The 21,068-nt window shown below is 39.2% G+C and carries 20 protein-coding genes; 3 read left to right on the top strand and 17 right to left on the bottom strand.

The annotated features are described in order from the left end of the window. Nucleotides 1-122: 122 nt before the first annotated feature. The 3 genes from hpf to HMPREF2780_RS05245 all read right to left on the bottom strand — a co-directional run bounded on the left by hpf (nucleotide 123) and on the right by HMPREF2780_RS05245 (nucleotide 2,713). Entirely contained in the window at nucleotides 123-665 is a 543-nt protein-coding gene (hpf, locus tag HMPREF2780_RS05255; RefSeq protein WP_012000104.1) for a ribosome hibernation-promoting factor, HPF/YfiA family, read from the bottom strand. A gap of 84 nt (nucleotides 666-749) precedes the next feature. Further along, the gene (locus HMPREF2780_RS05250; protein ID WP_105026304.1) at nucleotides 750-1,415 is read right to left on the bottom strand and encodes a ComF family protein; all 666 of its coding nucleotides are present in this window, start codon (nucleotides 1,413-1,415) and stop codon (nucleotides 750-752) included. Beyond that, nucleotides 1,412-2,713: an ATP-dependent helicase ComFA gene (locus tag HMPREF2780_RS05245; protein ID WP_105026303.1), complete on the bottom strand. Its 1,302-nt coding sequence runs from the start codon at nucleotides 2,711-2,713 to the stop codon at nucleotides 1,412-1,414. Before HMPREF2780_RS05245 ends, HMPREF2780_RS05250 begins: the two co-directional genes overlap by 4 nt. Before the next feature lie 55 nt (nucleotides 2,714-2,768). On the opposite strand from HMPREF2780_RS05245, the gene HMPREF2780_RS05240 reads away from it, so the two are divergent. After that, a complete protein-coding gene (locus tag HMPREF2780_RS05240; RefSeq protein ID WP_045772978.1) occupies nucleotides 2,769-3,401 on the top strand; it encodes a YigZ family protein in 633 nt (210 codons plus the stop codon). A gap of 97 nt (nucleotides 3,402-3,498) precedes the next feature. Further along, nucleotides 3,499-4,428, top strand: coding sequence for a cysteine synthase A (gene cysK / locus HMPREF2780_RS05235; RefSeq protein ID WP_061599612.1), 930 nt, complete (start codon nucleotides 3,499-3,501; stop codon nucleotides 4,426-4,428). 33 nt (nucleotides 4,429-4,461) lie between these two features. Here the strand turns inward: cysK and HMPREF2780_RS05230 are convergent, their stop codons facing one another. The 13 genes from HMPREF2780_RS05230 to HMPREF2780_RS05170 form a co-directional block, all read right to left on the bottom strand. Continuing rightward, nucleotides 4,462-4,848, bottom strand: coding sequence for a S1 RNA-binding domain-containing protein (locus HMPREF2780_RS05230; protein WP_012000099.1), 387 nt, complete (start codon nucleotides 4,846-4,848; stop codon nucleotides 4,462-4,464). Next, nucleotides 4,845-6,248 (bottom strand): bifunctional Cof-type HAD-IIB family hydrolase/peptidylprolyl isomerase, encoded by a 1,404-nt coding sequence (locus HMPREF2780_RS05225; RefSeq protein WP_082307131.1) that lies wholly within the window; start codon nucleotides 6,246-6,248, stop codon nucleotides 4,845-4,847. Before HMPREF2780_RS05225 ends, HMPREF2780_RS05230 begins: the two co-directional genes overlap by 4 nt. A gap of 87 nt (nucleotides 6,249-6,335) precedes the next feature. After that, nucleotides 6,336-6,968, bottom strand: a complete 633-nt coding sequence (locus tag HMPREF2780_RS05220) for a response regulator transcription factor (protein WP_061600073.1) — start codon at nucleotides 6,966-6,968, stop codon at nucleotides 6,336-6,338. A 1-nt stretch (nucleotide 6,969) separates the two neighbouring features. Next, the gene (locus HMPREF2780_RS05215) at nucleotides 6,970-7,971 is read right to left on the bottom strand and encodes an envelope stress sensor histidine kinase LiaS (RefSeq protein ID WP_105026302.1); all 1,002 of its coding nucleotides are present in this window, start codon (nucleotides 7,969-7,971) and stop codon (nucleotides 6,970-6,972) included. Beyond that, the gene (liaF, locus tag HMPREF2780_RS05210; RefSeq protein ID WP_045506061.1) at nucleotides 7,968-8,666 is read right to left on the bottom strand and encodes a cell wall-active antibiotics response protein LiaF; all 699 of its coding nucleotides are present in this window, start codon (nucleotides 8,664-8,666) and stop codon (nucleotides 7,968-7,970) included. Before liaF ends, HMPREF2780_RS05215 begins: the two co-directional genes overlap by 4 nt. Nucleotides 8,667-8,838: 172 nt before the next feature. After that, nucleotides 8,839-10,692: a Stk1 family PASTA domain-containing Ser/Thr kinase gene (gene pknB / locus HMPREF2780_RS05205; protein WP_105026301.1), complete on the bottom strand. Its 1,854-nt coding sequence runs from the start codon at nucleotides 10,690-10,692 to the stop codon at nucleotides 8,839-8,841. Next, nucleotides 10,689-11,429 (bottom strand): Stp1/IreP family PP2C-type Ser/Thr phosphatase, encoded by a 741-nt coding sequence (locus tag HMPREF2780_RS05200; RefSeq protein ID WP_012000093.1) that lies wholly within the window; start codon nucleotides 11,427-11,429, stop codon nucleotides 10,689-10,691. The genes pknB and HMPREF2780_RS05200 overlap by 4 nt, the downstream gene beginning before the upstream one ends. 20 nt (nucleotides 11,430-11,449) lie before the next feature. Further along, on the bottom strand, nucleotides 11,450-12,763 hold the full coding sequence (rsmB, locus tag HMPREF2780_RS05195) for a 16S rRNA (cytosine(967)-C(5))-methyltransferase RsmB (protein WP_061596059.1): 1,314 nt from the start codon (nucleotides 12,761-12,763) through the stop codon (nucleotides 11,450-11,452). Beyond that, entirely contained in the window at nucleotides 12,753-13,688 is a 936-nt protein-coding gene (gene fmt / locus HMPREF2780_RS05190; RefSeq protein WP_105026300.1) for a methionyl-tRNA formyltransferase, read from the bottom strand. The genes rsmB and fmt overlap by 11 nt, the downstream gene beginning before the upstream one ends. A 12-nt stretch (nucleotides 13,689-13,700) precedes the next feature. Next, nucleotides 13,701-16,082, bottom strand: a complete 2,382-nt coding sequence (locus HMPREF2780_RS05185; RefSeq protein WP_048775280.1) for a primosomal protein N' — start codon at nucleotides 16,080-16,082, stop codon at nucleotides 13,701-13,703. A gap of 121 nt (nucleotides 16,083-16,203) precedes the next feature. Beyond that, complete coding sequence (gene rpoZ / locus HMPREF2780_RS05180) at nucleotides 16,204-16,518, bottom strand: DNA-directed RNA polymerase subunit omega (protein ID WP_008808589.1); 315 nt, start codon at nucleotides 16,516-16,518, stop codon at nucleotides 16,204-16,206. A gap of 24 nt (nucleotides 16,519-16,542) precedes the next feature. Continuing rightward, nucleotides 16,543-17,169, bottom strand: coding sequence for a guanylate kinase (gene gmk, locus HMPREF2780_RS05175; protein ID WP_045505966.1), 627 nt, complete (start codon nucleotides 17,167-17,169; stop codon nucleotides 16,543-16,545). A 114-nt stretch (nucleotides 17,170-17,283) separates the two neighbouring features. Then, complete coding sequence (locus HMPREF2780_RS05170; protein ID WP_045772969.1) at nucleotides 17,284-18,891, bottom strand: ribonuclease Y; 1,608 nt, start codon at nucleotides 18,889-18,891, stop codon at nucleotides 17,284-17,286. A gap of 231 nt (nucleotides 18,892-19,122) precedes the next feature. Between HMPREF2780_RS05170 and HMPREF2780_RS05165 the strand changes: the two genes are divergently transcribed. Further along, nucleotides 19,123-19,605 (top strand): S-ribosylhomocysteine lyase, encoded by a 483-nt coding sequence (locus tag HMPREF2780_RS05165; RefSeq protein ID WP_008808586.1) that lies wholly within the window; start codon nucleotides 19,123-19,125, stop codon nucleotides 19,603-19,605. A gap of 56 nt (nucleotides 19,606-19,661) precedes the next feature. Here HMPREF2780_RS05165 and HMPREF2780_RS05160 read toward each other — a convergent pair whose 3' ends face one another. After that, complete coding sequence (locus tag HMPREF2780_RS05160; protein ID WP_105026299.1) at nucleotides 19,662-21,068, bottom strand: cell division site-positioning protein MapZ family protein; 1,407 nt, start codon at nucleotides 21,066-21,068, stop codon at nucleotides 19,662-19,664.

The following is a 21,068-nucleotide window of genomic DNA, read 5'->3' as shown; positions in this document are numbered from 1 at the left end:
CTCTCCTGTCAACTACTTTTTTGAACTTTTTTTATATTTTTTTAAAAAATTATTTTTTTAAGCCTTTGTTTAATATTATATAATCAAAAAGCTGGACAGTGGTCCAGCTTTTCTAAAACTCATTATTTTACCTCAAGTAAACCAAGATCTCCATCTTCTCGACGGTAGATGACATTTGTTGTGTTATCATCTACATCCGTATAAATGAAGAAATCATGTCCCAGCAACTCCATTTGAAGAAGTGCTTCTTCTAAATCCATCGGTTTCAAATCAATGTGTTTTGAACGAACAACTTTTGCAGGTGCTTCATCAACTTCTTCTACTACTGCATCTGTAAAGATTTGACTTGTTGAAACTTTAGTTCTATTTTTTCTTTCAATTTTAGTTTTATTTTTGCGAATTTGGCGTTCAATTTTATCAACTACTAGGTCAATTGAGCCATACATATCTTGTGAGATATCTTCAGCGCGAAGAGTTATTGAACCAAGCGGAATTGTCACCTCAACCTTAGCCGTTTTTTCACGGTAGACTTTAAGATTTACACGTGCATCAAGTTCTTGATCAGCTTGGAAGTATTTTTCAATCTTTTCCAGTTTAGAAACTACGTAATCACGGATTGCTTCTGTTACTTCAAGGTTTTCACCACGGATACTATATTTAATCATATAAGTACCTTCTTTCTAAACATAAAATTTTTCTTTTTATATATTAATTATAACGCTTTCATTATGTTTTTGCAAATTTTTTTCTTATCTTGCTAGTGAAAATGTCATGATTTCTTTCGCTCCGTTTTCAAATAATGTCATTTTTGCATCCTGTAAGGTTGCACCTGTTGTATAGATGTCATCTACAAGTAAAATTTTTTGTGGGATTTTCGTATTTTCAATCATGTAAAAATTACCTGTGTTTTCTAATCTCTCTTTTCTGTCTTTACTAGACTGAGTCTGGCTTTCTTTTTTCTTTAATAGTTCTTGATAAGGTATCTGTGCAGCTTCAAGCAATCCAGACACTTGATTGAATCCTCTTGTTTTCATCTTACTTTCACTTAAAGGAATGCTTAAAATTGTGTAACTTTGGTATTTTTTTAATTCTCTTCTTATACATAAGGCAAACACATTTCTTAATAGGTAATCTCCTTGAAATTTGTAACGACTAAAATAGTCTTTCATAGCCTTATTATAAGTGTACAAACTTTTATGAGCCACTTCTAACCCTCTTTCCTGCCAGTACTGACAATCTTGGCACAAGTTTTTGTCCCCAGCTTTATAACAGCTTGGACAATGTTCTTCTGGAATTTCTTCGAAGGTATTTAAGCATTCTTGACAAACGTCATTTTCTTTTCTTTTTAATTGCAATAAATCTATAAAATTTAACTGCTCTTCTAATAGGGATAAGCAGAGTAGACATTGTCTCATAATCCGGCCTCTCTGTTCATTGCTTTAATTTCATTGATTGCTTTTTCTATCTGTATATTAGTGCCATCATGGAAAAATAGTAAGTCACCTGTCGGTCGTTCCATACTTCTTCCCACTCGCCCGCCAATTTGTACTAAAGCACTCCTTGTAAAGAGACGATGGTTAGCTTCTAAAACAATTACATCTACACAGGGAAAAGTAACCCCTCTTTCTAAAATTGTAGTTGTAACTAGTATACTTATTTTGTTATCTCGAAAATCTTGCACTATTTCTAATCTATTTTCCGTTGTAGAGGCTACAAAACCTACATTTTCTTCTGGAAAATATTTTTGTAAGACTTGCTTTATCTCCTGCCCTTTTTTAATTTCTGAAGCAAAAATTAAGAGTGGAAATTTTGTTTTTCTTTGTTTTCTCAGATACTTGACTAACTTGGCTGGTAGTTTTTCTCTTTGGAGGTCTTTATTTAGACCAGAAAGCCATACTTTTTGTGGGATAATCAAGGGATTTCCATGAAAGCGTCTTGGCAAACTTAATCTTTTCAAAATTCCTTTTTGGACTTTTTTATCAAGCTCATCAGTTGACGTAGCCGTTAGGAATATTGTAGTTCCTTCATTTTTTACTGCTTGCTCGACAGCATGATAGAGCACAGGGTTATCTACATTAGGAAAGGCATCTACCTCATCAACAATGAGTAAATCAAATGCCTGATAAAATTTTAGTAATTGATGAGTTGTTGCAATCACTAAGGGACTGCGTGAATAGGGGTCGGACTCCCCATGCAATAGGGAAATATCACATGAAAAATCTTCTTTTAAACGCCGGTAAAGTTCCAAACAGACATCTATCCGAGGACTAGCTATACAGACAGCACCTCCTTGATCTAACACCTGAGCAACCACTTGATATATCATCTCTGTTTTTCCTGCTCCAGTTACAGCGTGGACTAAAGTATCCTGCTTATTTTGTACTCCTTCAAGTAACCCTTTAGAAACTCTTTCCTGATATTCTGTCAATTGGCCAAGCCATTTCAAACTCGATATAAAAGGAAAAGACTCTTGTGGAAAAAAATAAAGATCTTCGTCACTACGCACTCTCCCTAGAAGAATGCATTCTCTACAATAATATGCACCAATTGGCAATAAATATCTTTCCTTATCAATCTGACTGTAGCAGCGAGAACAAAAGAGTTCTCCCTTTTTTTCAAAAATTGATGATAGTCTTTTAGCTTTCTTAAGTAGTTCAGGAGGTAACTGTTCTTTAGTAAAAATTCGCCCTAAACAATCTTGCAATTCTAACATATCTTTTTATTCGTATTTTCTTGGAAAAATCCTTGATTTTTTGTACAATGAAATCATGGAATTTAAAACTATCAAAGAAAATGGTCAAGTTGAAGAGGAAATCAAAAAATCTCGTTTTATCTGTCATGTAAAGCGGGTAGAATCTGAAGAAGAAGCCAGAGACTTTATAAACACCATAAAAAAAGAGCACTACAAGGCCACTCATAACTGCTCTGCCTTTATTTTGGGAGAAAAAAGTGAAATCAAGAGAACTAGTGATGACGGTGAACCAAGTGGTACTGCTGGTGTTCCCATGCTGGGAGTCTTGGAAAGTCATCAGTTAACCAATCTTTGCGTTGTCGTAACTCGGTATTTTGGCGGAATTAAATTAGGCGCGGGAGGATTGATTCGAGCTTACGCAGGAAGCGTCGCTCTAGCAGTTAAAGAAATTGGACTGGTAGAAATTAAAGAGCAAGTAGGATTGAGACTTCAGTTGTCCTATAGTCAATATCAAGAGTATGCTAATTTTTTAAAATCTGAAAACTTAATGGAATTTGATACGGAGTTTACGGATTCTGTAGCTACCACTATTTTTGTGAATAAAGAAGATCAAAATAGAATTGAGGAAGGCCTGATCGAATTTTTCAATGGTAAAGTTCAGTTGAGTAACCAAGGAATTCGTCAAGTAGAAGTTCCTATTATTTCTTGATATAAAAAAAAGCTATGATAGCCATAGCTTTTTTATATTTTACAAATTCCAATTTTCATTTTATACTTTTCTTAATTCTATTTCATGAGGTGTACTTATGTCTAAAATCTATAATAACATTACCGAACTAATCGGAAATACTCCCATTGTCAAACTTAATCATTTAGTTCCTGAGGGAGCTGCTGATGTATACGTGAAGTTAGAAGCCTTTAATCCAGGATCTTCTGTCAAAGACCGTATTGCTCTCAGTATGATTGAGGCAGCAGAGCGTGATGGACTTCTTAAACCTGGATCAACTATTGTTGAAGCAACCAGTGGAAACACTGGAATTGGTTTGTCTTGGGTTGGAGCAGCAAAAGGCTATAAGGTTGTTATTGTCATGCCTGAAACGATGAGTGTTGAGCGTCGTAAAATCATCCAAGCTTATGGAGCTGAGTTAGTCTTGACTCCTGGAAGCGAAGGAATGAAGGGAGCTATTGCAAAAGCACAGGAAATTGCTGAAGAAAGAAATGCGTGGGTGCCACTTCAATTTAATAATCCTGCTAACCCTGAAGTACATGAAAGAACTACTGGTGTAGAAATTCTAGCTGCCTTTGGTGATACTGGATTGGATGCTTTTGTTGGTGGAGTCGGAACAGGAGGAACTATTTCAGGAGTTTCCCATACCCTTAAAAAAGCAAATCCTGCAATTGAGATTTATGCGGTTGAAGCAGACGAATCTGCTGTTCTATCTGGTGAAAAACCTGGACCACATAAAATCCAAGGACTTTCTGCCGGCTTTATCCCTGAAACCCTCGATACTGATGGCTATGATAAAATTGTGCGAGTTACTTCTGAACAGGCTTTAGACTTTGGCCGTCATATTGGTGGCAAAGAAGGGTTCCTCGTTGGTATTTCATCTGCAGCAGCAATTTATGCAGCAATTGAAGTTGCTAAAAAACTAGGGAAAGGTAAAAAAGTTCTAGCCCTTGCTCCAGATAATGGTGAACGCTATTTGTCAACTGCTTTATATGAATTTGACAAATAATTTTACAAACGAATGATAAATAAAAAAATCATCCTAACATTCAGGATGATTTTCTTTTTCATCTTTTTGATTAGATAGAAACTGGAGGGCTTCCTCAGTCCATGTCGGAATACTCTTAGCAAGAGGGGCAAAGCCAAACTTATGACGGTCATTCGAAAAGCGATGACGCTTAGGTAGGCGATGTTTTTCTTCTTCCAAAGTTCTCATTGATAGGCTAGCCTTCTTAGTATATTCATCGAAATCAAGGACTTGCACTTGCACAGTGTCTCCTATGGCTAGAAGATCATGAATATTTTCTATGTATCCTGTTTTAATTTCGGATATATGAATCAATCCGGTAATACCAGATTCAAGTTCAACAAAGGCACCATAAGGTTGGATTCCTGTAATGGTCCCCCTTAATTTATCGCCAATCTTCATTCGTCTTCAACCTCAATTGTCTCGATAACAACATCTTCAACTGGTCTATCCATCGCTCCAGTCTCTACCTGAGCAATCTTATCCAAAACTTGATAGGATTGTTCGTCTAGTAACTGACCAAACACTGTATGACGACGATCCAAGTGTGGTGTACCACCTTTATTTGCATAGATTTCTGCGATAGGTTCCGGCCAGCCCCCACGACTCAATTCTTTTGCTGAGTACGGCAGATTAGAATTTTGAACGATGAAGAACTGACTACCGTTAGTATTAGGTCCAGCATTGGCCATAGAGAGCGCCCCGCGAATATTATACAATTCTGGCGAAAATTCGTCTTCAAATCTTTCGCCATAAATCGATTCGCCACCCATTCCTGTTCCTGTGGGATCTCCACCTTGAATCATAAAATCTTGAATAATACGGTGGAAAATAACACCGTCGTAATATCCATCTTTTGACAAAGCGATAAAGTTAGCTACCGTTTTAGGAGCTTGTTCTGGGAACAGGACCAATTTCATGTCACCTAGATTTGTCTTGATTGTTGCAAAAGGCCCTTTGTTTTTTTCCATTTCCACTTGTGGAAAGTTTAATTCTTTTTCTACCATACCTAATTTCTCCAAAGCATCAAAGATGCCATCTTCTTCTACTGTTTTTGTAATATAATCTGCTTTTTCAATAATTTTTGGATGCGAGTGCCCCATAGCAATACTCATGCCAGCATAGTCAAATAGCTCTAGGTCATTCAACTCATCACCGAAAACCAAGAGATTTTCAGGTTTTAAACCAAGTTTTTCTATAACCTTTTGGACTCCTGTCGCCTTGGAACCAGCAATCGAAACGACATCTGAGGAATTCGGGTGCCAACGAACCAAACGTAAATCTCCTGATAAATCTGCAGGTAGCTGTAAACTATCTCCTTGATCCTCAAAAGTCCACATTTGATAAATCTTTTCTGACTGGTAAAAGTCAGGATCGACAGGTAAATCCTGGTAAACAACATCAATGGCTTGATTAATCATTGGACTGCGAGCCGAAAGAGCGGCTCCATGACTGCCAACAAGCCCGTATTCAATCCCAACATCCTTAGTCCAAGCAATGTACTTCTCTACTATATTTTGGGGAATTGCTTGCTCACTAACGACTTGTCCTTTTTTATCTTCTACATAAGCACCGTTTAGGGTCACAAAAAAGTCAGGTTTTAGTTCACGAATCTCGGGCACCACACCAAAAATCCCACGACCTGAAGCGATCCCTACCAGGATACCTTTTTCTTTCAGAGTCTTAAATACTTGTTGGATACTCGCCGGCATATAACCTGTATCTTTCACCCTCAAAGTATCATCAATGTCAAAGAAAACAATTTTAATTTTCTTAGCCTTGTATTTTAATTTTGCGTCCATATATCCCTCTTTATTTGCGATGTTCCCATTATACCATAAATACGACCAGAGGACTGCTCTCAAAATCGGAAGACTTTTTCTTCCTTATCAGAAGTCTTCCTGAGGAACCAAGTGATGCTGAAAGGCATAAACAACCGCTTGAGTCCGGTCACTCACTTCCAATTTTGACAAGATATTAGAAACATGAGTTTTTACTGTTTTCAGAGAAATAAAAAGCTCATCTGCAATGCGTTGATTTTCATATCCCTTGGCTAGAAGCCCCAAAATATCTCGTTCTCGAGCGGTTAAATCATCATGTAATTCAATGTGATTGCGATGGTGCTGAACTTTTTTGCTGACTTCTGTTTCAATCGCAACTTCTCCTCTAGCTACTTTTCGGACAGCATGTAAGATCTCATCTGCACTAGATGTCTTCAGCATGTATCCTTTAGCACCAGCATCCAAAACAGGATAAATCTTTTCATTATCCAAGTAGGAAGTCAAAATCAAAATTTTTGCCTCTGGCCAAGTTTCTAGAATTGCCATAGTCGCCTCGATGCCATTCATCTCTGGCATAACAATATCCATGATGATGACATCTGGTCTTAGCTCCAAAGCCAGCTCAACTCCCTCACGGCCATTAGAACTTTCTGCCACCACTTCAACATCTGCTTGTAAGTCTAGGTAGCTTTTTAATCCCAAACGAACCATTTCGTGATCATCTACTAATAAAATTTTCATACTAATTCTCATTTCTATCTAGTAAAGGCACTCGAATATCAATTGCAACTCCTTGCTTAGGAGCAGTCAAAATCTGAATTTCTCCTGCCATATCATGAACTCTCTCTTCAATATTTTTCAAGCCATAACTTATTTCATCTAGCTTTTCTCTGTGAAAACCAATACCATTATCAGCCATTTTTAGCTGAACTTCGTGTCTGTTCTGATATAAGTAGACATCTAAACGACTAGCCTTGGCATGGCGAAGGGTATTGCTAATAATCTCTTGCGCAATTCGAAAGATGTGTTCCTCAATCTGTCTAGGAATAGAACCAACACGATGTTCAAAGTTGACTTCAATCTCACTCTTATCAACTAACTCTTTCAAGATCACTTCCAAACCTTCGACCAAACTTCGACCTTCTAATTCTGTAGGCCGAAGATGTAGTAGCAAGATTCGCAAATCTTTTTGGGCAGTATCCAAAATAGAGGATACTCCTTTTAATTGATTCTCTACCGCTTCTTTTTCCAAAGTTCCCAGTTGACCTGAGACACCTGATAGAATCATATTCGCTGCAAAAAGCTCCTGACTAACCGTATCATGGAGATCTCTAGCGATACGACGGCGTTCTTTCTCAATAATCACCTCTTCGTTTTGAAGAACTTGATTTTCAGATTTCTGCAGATTTTCTGTTAACAAAGCCATTTTAGCAGCAATTTTTTCAAATCCGTAATCAATATCTTCCTGATTACTTTTCTCAACTTCTTGGCCATCTAGAATATTTCGAATATTTCTTCTGATAGATGTTAAGGTTACAATCTGTACAAACTTCATAATCAGCAAGAGTAATATAGTCAAGGAAAGAGCTAAAAAGAAAATGAAGAAGATAAATTTTTGTAGTGTTTCAAAATTCCCCAGAACTGTTTGCCATTGAAAACCAAAAAGGCTGAAGACATATTGAATGACAACGGCTAAAACAAGAAAGGAATAAAAGAAAAGTATAAAATAGTAAGACTTCCTCATTTACGAACGACCTCAACATTTCCAATAAGACTGGCAATAACAATTTTAACGCTTTTATTGGCTCTGTCAAAATCTGGTGTAGTCAGAGAAATACTTTCATTTCTCAATTCTCGAACAGTCTGTCCTAAAAAGGAGAGTTCCCCATATAAGCTATTAACCTTTAAACTGACTGCCACATCAACTGGAACAATAATTTTTGTATCGCCAATCCCTTTTCGCAAGATAATAACATTATCATGATTGGTTAAAATTACCTCTTCCAGATGAATAGTATCTTTCCCTACCATTCGAAAAAGGTTAATATCGTCAAATCGGCAACTATCGTGGGAGGAAAAATGATGTATATCCCCAAGCCAACGATTTTTCTCTTTTTTTACAACTGTATCTTGCTCAAAAACTAGATGTGTCGCTTCATTTTCTCTGTATATATAGGGCGAAGCAACAATCAGACCATAAACAACAGCAAATAGAACTGCTGCAATGACAAATGGATTGAGCATAATAATAAGAAAAAAGAGAATGGAAGCTGTAACTAGGAAAAAGTTACCTCTTTGCCTGCCAAAATAATAATAGAGAAAGAGCAAAAACAAAATTGAGAGAAGGACAAGTCGAGAAAAATCGCCTGCAACAACCGTAATAAAAGCCATTGTCAGTAAAATTGCTTCAATTAACACAAAAAACTGAATCTTTCTCATCATACTTATCCTTTCTACTTTTCTATTTCTATTGTATCAAATTTTACTATTTTTTCCTCAGACCTGAGCATGAATCCTAAATTTCTAGACCTCAGCTCAATCCTTATTTATTCCAGAAAATCTCAACTTTCAGAAGTAGGCCATAAGAAAAGCAACCAAGGAGGTTGCTTTTTTAATCACCATGTGTCGAACTTGATGCTGAAGTTTCATCCTCTGAAGAACTTGACGATGACGTATTCTTACTACTTGATGAGGAGTTAGAATTCGAACTTGAGCTAGAACTTGAACTTTGAGTAGTTGCTTCAGTTACATATAAGGTTACTTTTACCTTCTTAGGATTAACTGGTCCAGTTGCTGGAGATTGTGATGTCACCAAATCAGATTGACTCGACACAACTGAACGATCCACGACTCTTTCAATGTTACTAGATGGAATTCCTAGAGAAATCAGATAATTCCGAGCGTTTGCATAAGTATATTGAAGGCTACCAAAGTTTGGCATTTCAATCGTTGATACTGCTTTGGCTACTTTTAAAACAATCTTCGTATTTGAAGTGAGATCATAGGTAGCTCCCGCAGCTGGTGTCTGTTCAAAAATTGTTCCTTCTTCTGCATCGTTTGTTTCAACTTCTTCAACTTTAATATTGTTTTTTGGAACTTTTAGAACATCCGTGAGCCTTTCAACGGCTTGGGCAGTCGTTTGGCCAGTATAGTCTTCCATGATCAGCGTTTTAGCTCCCTTAGAAACAACTAAATTAACCGTACTGCCTTCCTTTCTCTGAGTCCCTGCCACTGGATCTGTTCGAATAATCATTCCAGAAGCTACTTCATCACTATTCTCTTCTATTTCTTCGCCAACTTTTAAATTGACTTTTTCAATCGCTTCTCTAGCTTCAGCAACTGTCTTGCCAGTAACATCTGGAACCTGCTTATTAGATGGTGTTAGATAGAGCAAAGCTAGAAAAGCAGCAATGACCAGAAATACTGCAGCTAACAAAACCTTGTATCTCGCTCTCAAATGATGCTTTTTCTTAGGTTTTGTTGGCGGTGCAACTTGAGGGACTTTCTGTTCAACATCTGTAGCTGGATCATTTTTTACTCTAGAAGCTACAGGAGGTGTGACTTGTGGAATCTTCGGAAGTGTTTTAGTATCCGCTTTTACCGCGTCATCAAACATCAGTTTCTTTTCATTCCGTCGTTCAGGTGACAGGCAGCTAGACAGATCTACATACATATCCGAAACACTCTGATATCGATCTGTCAGCTTTTTAGCAGTAGCCTTAATAATAACATTTTCCAAAGACTGCGGAACATTGGCGTTTTCAGCAATAATGGACGGCAATGGTTTTTGGAAATGTTGTAGAGCGATCGTCACTGCACTATCCCCATCATAAGGAATATGACCAGTCAGCATCTCATAAAAGATGATCCCCATCGCATAAATATCGCTTTGGAAAGTTGCTTTCGAACCACGCGCCTGCTCAGGAGACAAATAATGGACACTACCAAGCATGGAATTTGTTTGGGTCAAACTTGTTTCTGCAAAGGCAACCGCAATCCCAAAGTCCGTTACCTTAGCATTTCCATCTGGAGTCAGGAGAACGTTTTGCGGTTTCAAATCTCGGTGAACAATCCCACGAGCATGTGCCAAACGCATGGCTAAAAGAATTTGCCCCATAATTCGAACGGCCTCTTCGTTCGACAAAGGAGAGTGTTCCTTGATATAACGTTTGAGATCCAAGCCAGCTACATATTCCATAGCCAAATATTGCTGGCCATCTTCTTCACCAATATCGGTGACACGAACGATATGTGGATGGTCCAAATCCGCCATGGCACGCGCTTCTCGTTGGAAACGTGCAACAGCGATAGGATCCGTCTGGTAATTGGTTCTAAGAACCTTAACCGCCACTTCTTCACCATCTAAAATCAAATCCTTGGCAAGATAGACATCTGCCATCCCGCCTCGGCCAATTTGTTTGATGATCTTATATCGCCCGGCAAAAATTTTGCCGATTTGAATCATGCTTCTTCCTCCTTGTCAAAGTAAACAAGAGCTACTGTAATATTGTCCAGACCTCCTGCATTATTGGCAAAGCGAATTAAAGTTTGAGCTTTTTCTGACAAAGTGAGATCACTTTTTAGAATATCATAGATTTCACTTCCGGCTACCATATTTGATAAACCATCACTGTTAATCACGATATAGTCGCCCTCTTCTAAAGTGATTATTCCAAAATCAGGCTGAATTTCATCTTTTTGTCCGATAGATTGGGTAATGATATTTCGTTGGGGATGGCGTTCAGCTTCTTCAGCTGTAATCTGACCAGCTTTTAAAAGAGCATTGACTAAAGAATGGTCACTTGTTAGTTGTTTGTACTCTTCTCCACGAACCAAACCGATACGAGAATCCCCTATATGAGCATAAATTGCTTGATTGCCAATAATCGCAATGGCCTCAAGTGTCGTTCCCATTCCCTTGTACTCGTCTGATTGTCCAACTTCATGAATCTTTTTATTTTCTGCTTCTAAATGCTCAGCAAACCAATCTCTCACACCATTGACAGAATCAATCTGCGTATCGACCCAAGCAGCACCCAAGTCTGTCACGGCCATCTCACTTGCAATATTTCCAGCACGGTGACCGCCCATACCGTCTGCTAGGACAATCAAAGGCATCCCAGAACGATTTACAAAATGATTTACAAAGTCTTGATTATTTGTACGTTTTTTACCAACATCTGTTAATAATGCTATTTCCATTCTGTTAGTATCCTCCTCTTTCAAGATATTCTCCTAAACTGACTGATAAAAAAGCCATCGCTTCCATATAATTCGGGAGTAATTAAAATACACCCATCTTTTAGAATATCTTTTCTTTCATGTTTTAAGTTTACCTGCTCAAAGTTAGGATGTTTCTCTAAAAATTTAGAAACTACTTGACTATTTTCTTGTGAAAAAATAGTGCAGGTACTATAAGTTATTATACCACCTTTTCTCAAACTTTTACAAACACTATCTAGTATCTCTAGCTGAATTTTTTGTAAAGAGAGAAAATCTGCATTTTCTTTGTTGTATTTGATATCCGGTTTTCGCCGTAAGAGACCAATTCCCGAACACGGAGCATCTACTAAAATCTTATCAAAGGCATCCTTACCGAATTTCTGATAGACTTCTCTAGCATCAAGCTTTTTTGTTTGAACTTTATCAGCAAGACCCAAACGAGTAGCTGCTTCTTCGATCAATTGAAGCTTATGCTCATACAAGTCTAGGGCTATGATTTCCCCAGTATTTAAATATGAAGCCATATGAAGAGTCTTTCCACCAGGCGCACTGCAAGCATCTAAGATTCTTTCATCTCCTTCAATACCTAAAGTTGGTGCCACCAGCTGACTAGACTCATCCTGAATCGTAATTAGGCCAGACGTAAACAATTCGTGACCAGCAAAGTGACCTTGATTCTTAACCAAAGCAGACGGAGCTAAGAGAGAATCTTCTGCCTGTAAAAGTCCTTTTAGTTCCTCTTTACGAGCCAAGTCTGTCACACGAATACTGGCTTTATTCCGCTCAAAAAGACTCGCTAAAATTGCCAGGGCACGTTCTTCACCATACTCTTCTATTAAAGCCTTAACTAGCCATACTGGCGTCGAATATTGGATAGAATAGCGCTTGTTCTTCCGTTTAATCGTTTCAACGTCAGCTACACCTTCACGTTCTATCCGACGCAAAATAGCATTAACAAACTTATCGCTTCCTAGCTTTCGTTTTTTAGCTAGTTCAACAGCTTCATGAATAAGAGCGTGATTTGGAATCTTATCCAAATACAGCATTTGATAAAGACTCAAGAGCAAGAGAATGTATAGCCAAGAGTCTAGTTTATCCCGGTCTTCAATTAGATGGGACAGATACCACTCAAGGGTCAGCTTACGAGCAACTGTTCCGTAGACAAGTTCTGTCACTAAACTTTTATCTTGTTGAGAAAGCTGAACCTTATTGAGAGCCTTATTGAGGGCAATATTCGAGAAAGCTCCTTGATCAAACACCTCTTCTAACACCTCTAAAGCCACCTGTCGCGCACTTTTTCTTCTAGTTTCCAAACTTATCTCCTACTGCTAAGTTTCGGCCAGCACCATTCAAAAAATCTGAGATAGTCATTTTGGGTTTTCCAGCTGGCTGAACTGTCTTAAGGGCGAGTGCCCCTTCTCCAGTTGCAACAAGTAGCTGCCTTTTCCCAATCTCTAAAATCTCTCCTGGCTGACCATCTCCATCTGCTAATTCTGCTTCATAAATTTTAAATCTTCCGCCCTGCCATAGAGTATGAGCTACAGGCCAAGGATTCATCCCGCGTATCTGATTAAAGAGTTGACGGTTGGTCTTGGTCCAATCCAGTCTTTCTTCTTCTGGCCTGATATTTGGTGAGAAAGTAACCTGACTTGGATCTTGAGCTTCAGGCTGAATGTCGCCAGCAAGATAAGCCGGTAATGTGTCCAAAAGCAAATCTCGACCAACAATGGCTAATTTCTCAAACAAAGTGCCAACATTATCCTCATCAGTGATTGGAATACTTCGGCGGGAAATCATATCTCCTGCATCCATCTCCTTAACCATCTCCATAATAGTCACACCAGCTTCCTCATCACCTTGAATCAAAGCATAATGAATTGGGGCGCCACCACGATGTTTGGGAAGGAGGGAAGCGTGAACGTTGACTGCAAAGTCCATGCTTGCAAGAAGTTTGCTTGGAAGGAACTGTCCAAATGCTGCAGTTACAATTCCGTCAGCACCTAGATTCATGATTGCTTCCATTTCTGGACTTCCTGATAATTTTTCTGGCTGATAGATTGGCAACTCGTAAGATAAAGCCACTTCTTTCACTGGCGTCATTCTAATTTCTTTTTTTCGACCTACTGCTCGATCTGGCTGGGTTACCACAGCCAAAATCTCATATTGGCCACTTTCCAACAATCCCTTTAAGACCGTAGCAGAAAAGTCAGGTGTACCCATAAATATTAGTTTTGTCATACTTGTTTCCTTTTACATAAAGTTTTGTGGTTCGTTATCAATGCTGAAACGCAAGTCCTTGTTATCTCGTTCCTGCGTCCATTCCAAAATCTTATTTAAAGTTTCTTGCAAATTATCTTCAAAACGATATTTTACTAAAATTTGATAGTGAAAAAGATTATGTGTACGGGCAATTGGCTTGGGTGTAGGTCCCAGTATTTTAACCTGGTCAGACAGACCCTGCTTCAAAATATCCAAAACTTGATAGGATTTTTTTACTAAAAATTCTTCATCTTTGTGGGATAAAGTCAAGCCAACTGTAAAATAATAAGGCGGATAGCCAAGTTGCCTGCGAATATTCATTTCATAGTTAAAAAAGCCTTCATAATCTTGCTTTTTAGCATACTCTATAGCATAATGGTGCGGGTTGTAGGACTGAATCAAAACTTGGCCTTCCTTGTCTGCCCGGCCTGCTCGACCAGCTACTTGAGTCAAAAGCTGGAAAGTCCGCTCAGAAGAACGAAAGTCTGGTAAATTCAGGGCCGTATCAGCATTCAGCACACCGACCAGGGTTACATTTGGAAAATCCAAGCCCTTAGCAATCATCTGGGTTCCCAGTAAAATATCCGCTTCTCCTCGCCCAAAAGCTTCTAAAATCTTTTCATGACTACCTTTTTTTCGAGTCGTATCCACATCCATTCTCAAAACCCGCGCATCTGGAAAGGCTGTTTTTAGCTCATCATAAGCTTTCTGCGTCCCAGTTCCATAATAGCGCATACTCCTGCTGGAACAGTTTGGACAGGCATAGGGAATATCTTTGATAAAACCGCAATAATGGCAGTTCATGGTCTTGGTATCCATATGGAGCGTTAAAGAGATATCACAGTTTGGACAAGTGTCTACTGTCCCGCATTCTCGGCACATAATAAAACTTGAATAACCCCTGCGGTTCAACATGAGAACAACTTGCTCCCTTTTATCCAAGCGCTCTTGAATAGCCTCTAAAAGTGGAGGGGTAAAGTTTTTGGCTTCATTTTGACCAATATAATCCCTAAAATCAATGACTTCAACTTGAGGAACCTTGGCTAGAGGATTGGCCCGTTTAGTCAGCCTTAAAAACTGATACCGCCCCTTCCCCGCTCTTGCTCTGCTTTCCAAGCTTGGCGTTGCTGACCCCAGAACTAAAACCGCCCTATTATACTGAGCTCGGAGAATAGCAACTTCTCGAGCATGGTAACGCGGATTAGAATCCTGCTTGTATGAAGACTCGTGCTCCTCATCAATGATAATCGCACCAATATTTTTGAGAGGGGCAAAGACAGCTGAGCGCGCGCCAACAACGACCTGGGCTTCCCCTCTTTCTACCTTACGCCATTCGTCATATTTTTCACCATTAGACAAACCAGAATGAAGGATTGCCACCTGTTGGCCAAAGCGGGCAATAAAACGATCCGTCATTTGTGGAGTCAGAGAGATTTCAGGAACCAGCATGATAGCAGTTTTCCCTTTTTGTAAGACTTGCTCAATTACTTGAAGATAGACTTCTGTCTTGCCACTTCCCGTGATTCCTTCTAACAAGATCGGTTTCGCATCTTGGCCAATCTTCTCGGTTATAGCAGCGACAGCGTGCTCTTGCTCGTTATTGAGCTGTAATTCTTGGTCCTTTCTCTCTTTCTCAAAATAGCTTGCTGTTCGGCTAACTTCCCTTTCCTCAATAACAATTGCATTTTGGTTTATAAAATATTGAACCAATTCTCTAGAAAATTTTTCCCGCAAATCTGCCAGCAGCTGAGCGCCATTTTGCTTCAATAAATACTCTTTTAAATCCTGCTTTCTTTTGGCACGACTGGATATGTCCATCGTCTCTAAAGAATTATGATCTACCTTATACCATTTTTCTGTTTTGATTCGTTTTTGATCTGTTGCCTGATACTCCATACGAATCCGTCCTAATTGGCTCAAGCGCATAAAGGTTGCTTGCCGTTCCTTATCTAAATCAGAAAAGCGAAGACTAGCCTGTTCACCAAAAATCTCTTGTCTCTCCTCTAAAGACATCGCTTCCGTCGGATAGAGTATTTTGTCGTAGGAAGAGTTAAGAAAATTAGGTAACATGGCTTTTAAAATGGAAATTTTGTAAGAGAAGACTGTTTTACGTAGCTCATCTGCCAGCCAGAGTTGCTCTTCGTTTAAAACCGGACTAAAATCAAGAACTTCCACAAGTTCTTTTAATCCCAATCCCTCTTCCTCTTCAATAGCAAGAACAATCCCTTGAATCAAACGATTGGCTTTCCCAAACGGAACGTGAACCCTCATCCCAACTTGCAAGGCTTGAGAAAACTCTTGAGGAACTGCATAACTGAAAGGTTTATCCGTCTGCATCAAGGGTACATCTACAATAACTTTAGCAACTAGCATTTCCTCACCTTCCTTTCTCACATTACACGTTTTTACGAATTAATTACAAAAAAATATACGTCTCTTCATTATACCGAAAAAATAGCTGGAATAGAAAAAAGAAGATTGAGTTCCCCCAATCTTAAATCTTTTCGCCTTCTTCTTTTTCTTTAGCGATTTGTTCTTTAATTTTACGCTCTTCTTCTTCCTTACGCAATCGCTCTTCTTCTGCACGGCGACGAACAGCTTCACGCTTTCCTTCTGGATCTGGGTGAATCGTTACATTTCCAGACTCAATTTCTTCTAGAGCTCGAAGAGTTGATTTGACAGATTTAAAGTCCTGAGTCGGTGTAGCGCCAGCCTCAAGCTCGTGTGCACGCTTTGCTTCCAAAATTACTAATGAATATTTTGATGGTACCTTGTCCAACAAGGTATCAATAGACGGTTTTAACATCATAATTCTTTACCTAATTTCTAATCTTTATCTTACTGTTGCAGAATTTTTCACCATATCTTGATAGTGGCCTATCACGCGATCCACACGGAAATGCTCCGCCTCAATCACTCGCTTAACTCGTTCGGCCGCTAGACTGACCTCATCATTGACAATAGCATAGTCATACTCACGCATGAGGGCAATTTCTTCCTTGGCTTTCTCAATGCGCTTAGCAATGACGTCTGCGCTGTCTGTGCCACGACCAACCAAACGGTCTTGTAATTCTTCCAAATCTGGAGGTGTCAAAAAAATAAAGACAGCGTCTGGAACTTTTTTCTTGACCTGCAAGGCACCTTGCACCTCAATTTCAAGGAAGACATCGATTCCCTTATCCAAGGTCTCGTTGACATAAGTTAGTGGCGTCCCGTAGTAGTTACCGACATACTCAGCATACTCCAACATCTGACCCTGACGGATTAACTCTTCAAACTCTTCACGAGTTCTAAAGAAATAATCCACACCGTCCACTTCTCCTGGACGTTGCGGACGTGTCGTCATAGATACAGAATATTGAAATTGATTTTCTGAGCTTTCAAAAATTTCACGTCTAACCGTTCCTTTTCCTACACCAGATGGTCCAGAAAAAACGATTAACAAGCCACGTTCCGTCATTTGGTCTCCTTCACAGTCTTTTACCTAGTGTAACAAAAAAAAGCAGATATTTCAACTGCTTTTTATGATGATTATAAGCTACTGAAAGAAAAAAACAGCTCGAAAGCTGTTTCTCTACTTAGCATAATCAACGGCACGCAATTCACGAATAACTGTGACCTTGATATTTCCTGGATACTCCAGATTGTTTTCAATCTTCTCACGAACATCATGTGCCAAAATCGTCACCTTATCATCCTTGATTTTTTCAGGATGAACCATGATGCGGATTTCACGACCCGCCTGCAAAGCAAAGCTTGTCTTAACACCATCGAATTCATTCGCAATTTCTTCTAAGTCATGCAAGCGTTTAATATAGCTCTCTAGTGACTCGCTACGAGCACCCGGACGAGCAGCGCTGAGCGCATCCGCTGCAGCAACAATGACTGCAATCACGCTTTCAGCTTCTACATCTCCATGGTGGCTAGCAATGGTGTTGACCACAACTGGATGTTCCTTGTACTTACGAGCGAGCTCGGTACCAATTTCAACGTGACTTCCTTCCACTTCTCGGTCAATTGCTTTTCCGATATCGTGAAGGAAACCAGCCCGGCGTGCCAGAGTTGCATTTTCACCAAGTTCACCAGCAATGACTCCTGCTAACTTCGCCACTTCAATTGAATGACGAAGGACATTTTGTCCATAAGACGTGCGGAATTGCAATCGTCCCATGATCTTCATCAAATCAGGGTGAAGGTTTGGAGCTCCAATTTCATAGGCTGCTGCTTCCCCATATTCACGAATACGATTATCAATTTCCAAACGGTTCTTCTCGACTAACTCTTCAATACGAGCTGGATGAATCCGTCCATCTTTAAGGAGGGCTTCCATCGTCATGCGAGCAATTTCACGGCGAACAGGATCAAATCCAGATAGGGTTACAACGTCTGGAGTGTCATCGATAATAACATCAATTCCTGTAAGACTTTCAAAAGTGCGGATATTGCGTCCTTCACGACCGATAATCCGTCCCTTCATCGTATCATCAGGCAAGTGGACCGTTGAGTTGGTCTGCTCAGCCACATAATCACCAGCAATCCGCTGCATGGCTTGAACCAAGATATCTTTAGCCATCTTGTCAGAGCGTTCTTTAACCTCTTGTTCAGCCTCACGAATACGCATCGCAATTTCTTTGGTTAGCTTTTCCTCTGTTTGAGCAAGAATCAGATCACGTGCTTCGTTCTGCGATAGTGAAGCAACTCTTTCTAGTTCAGCTTCTTTTTGTTTTTCAAGCTCAGCTAGTTGTTCTTCCCGCTCATCAATGTATTTAGTTTTATCTGAAAGACTTTGTTCTTTCTGCTCGAGCAACTTCTCTTTGTTGGTCAAGTTATCATCTTTTCGATCAAGGCTAGCTGCACGTTCTGTCAAACGACTTTCTGTTTGTTTCAGCTCTTGACGCTCAGACTTAAACTCTGCCTCAACTTCTTCTCGATATTTTCTGGCTTCTTCTTTTGCCTCCAAAAGTGCTTCTTTTTTAAGCGAATTAGTCTCGCGTTTTGCATCTTTCAAAATGATATCTGCTTCACGCTCGGCCTGACCGCGTAAATTCGTTGCTTCTTGTTCAGCATTCAAAAGAGTAAGTTCCGCGGCTTCTTTTGAAGATTTCATTCGAGCCGAGATGCTTACATATCCAATGACTAAACCAATGATGACGGCAAAAACAAGAGCGAAAATCATTTCCATGTTTTTACCTCATTAATTTATTTTAAATTGAATTCGAAAATTCTTAATTATTTTATCATAAATTTGATAAATTAACAAACTGATTTTGGTAAAAAAGAGAGCGATTTCTTATATTATTTTATTAAGTTTTTGGCAAAGCCTTGTGACACCTTTATTCTTGTCAAAAATTATTTTTTTGCAAAAATATTTGATATAATCAAACTATAGAAATTGATTACAAAGGAGACTTTTATGTCTAAAGAAGTTATTGTTGAAAGTTTCGAGCTTGATCACACAATCGTTAAGGCCCCTTATGTACGACTCATTGGAGAAGAAAGCGGACCAAAAGGAGATGTCATTTCCAATTTTGATATCCGACTTGTCCAGCCCAATGAAGATTCCATTCCAACTGCAGGTCTCCATACCATTGAACACCTGCTGGCCATGCTTATCCGTAAACGCATTGATGGAATGATTGATTGCTCTCCTTTTGGTTGTCGAACTGGTTTCCATATGATCATGTGGGGACGTCATACCCCATCCGAAATCGCTCAAGTGATCAAATCATGCCTTGAAGAAATCGCTGAAACCACTACTTGGGAGGACGTCCCAGGAACTACGATTGAGTCTTGCGGAAACTATAAAGATCACAGCCTCTTTTCTGCCAAGGAGTGGGCTAAGTTAATCCTCAAACAAGGCATATCGGATAATGCTTTCGAACGCCATGTTATTTGATCCTTTAATAACAAAAAAATCTCAAGACTAATTTTTTAGCTTGAGATTTTTTATTTCTAAAAGTCTAAAGAATCCGCATAGCCCGGACCATTTCCTACAAAATAACCTGTTTTACAGTTGATACTAAAGAGGTAGGTTCCATCTGGCTTAAAGAGATTATAGTAGCCATTTCCTTTTATAATATTGACACGTTCGATGATATATTGATCGCCAGTAATATAGCCACGTTCCCGTGAAATTTTTAAGATTTTTTCCAAAATACCTGGATTAAAGACCCAAGCGGGATTATTGACATCATCAATCACAGCCTGATTATAAGGAACACGACTTAGATTTCTCTGCAGAGCCACACCAGTGCTGGACAATCCTCCATATCCAGTAGAACCACCAGTGATTACGCCTTGATCCGTATTATTAGTGGTCGGTGCTGTTGGAGTTGTTTCAGCAGGTGCTGGAGTTGTATTGGAAGCAGTCCCTTGACCTCCAGCTGATTGAGAGACTGTTTGCTGACCCTTTCCTTGACTAATGGCAGAGCTGATTAACTTATCTAAATTATCATTACCCGTTTTAGTTTCAGTAAAAGTCGCGTCTCCCTTAACTTTTGCATTGGTATCCAAAACGCCATCTTTGATCGCAGCTGTTTCAAACTGAGAATTGACTGCTTGAATTGCTGAGATTTGTTTTACAAGACTATCATATTTAGCCTTAGCAACCGTATATTCCTTATCATTTTTTAAGGCTTCAAGCGCTGCTTTTAATTGATCTAAGTTGGCAAAGCTACTGTTTTTAAGAGCCAATTTATTCTTATCAGTAAAGAAAGAATCGTATAAATCATTAAATTTTTTCAAGGCCTTGTTTTCAGAACTTGAACTACTTGAACTAGTCTTTTTACTTGCTTGACTGCTGGAGCTCGTTACTGTTTTGCCTGCCTGATTACGATTCATCGCAAAATACGCAGTTGCCGCAATTCCAGCTACAGCCAGAAGAGCTACTAGGGCATAGATGACCTTTTTACTACCAGAGCCTGTCTTTTCATCATCTTCTTCATATGAATCCTCAGTTACTGGTGTAGATACTGAAGCAACAGGCTCCAAGTCCACCTGAGTCTTATCTTCAGGCTCGTCAGCAAAAGCTTGGCTGACCTCAGCTTCTAATCCAGGACTCTTAGGAGAAGCTATAACTTCTTCTTTCGTCTCATCAGTTGAAACTGTTTCTTTTTTCGCTTCTTCTGCCTTTTCGTCTTGTTTCTTTTGAGCTTGAACGGTAGCTGTATACTTTCCAGCTTCAATTTCTTGACGATGTTGCTTGATGTATTTGTCTAAAACACTATCATCTTCTTTGACGCCAGCTTCTAATTCCTCACTTTTTCTGGCAGCCTGACCAATAGTCATTTCCTTAGCTTCTTCAAAATCTAAAATAGATTCTTGCTCTTGGCTTTCAGGTTTTTTATTTTCCTTACTCAT

Source organism: Streptococcus sp. HMSC062B01 (assembly GCF_001811085.1).
Taxonomy (GTDB): Bacteria; Bacillota; Bacilli; order Lactobacillales; family Streptococcaceae; genus Streptococcus; species Streptococcus gordonii.
Note: the sequence above shows the minus strand (reverse complement) of the source record. Positions and strands in the feature narration are given on the sequence as shown.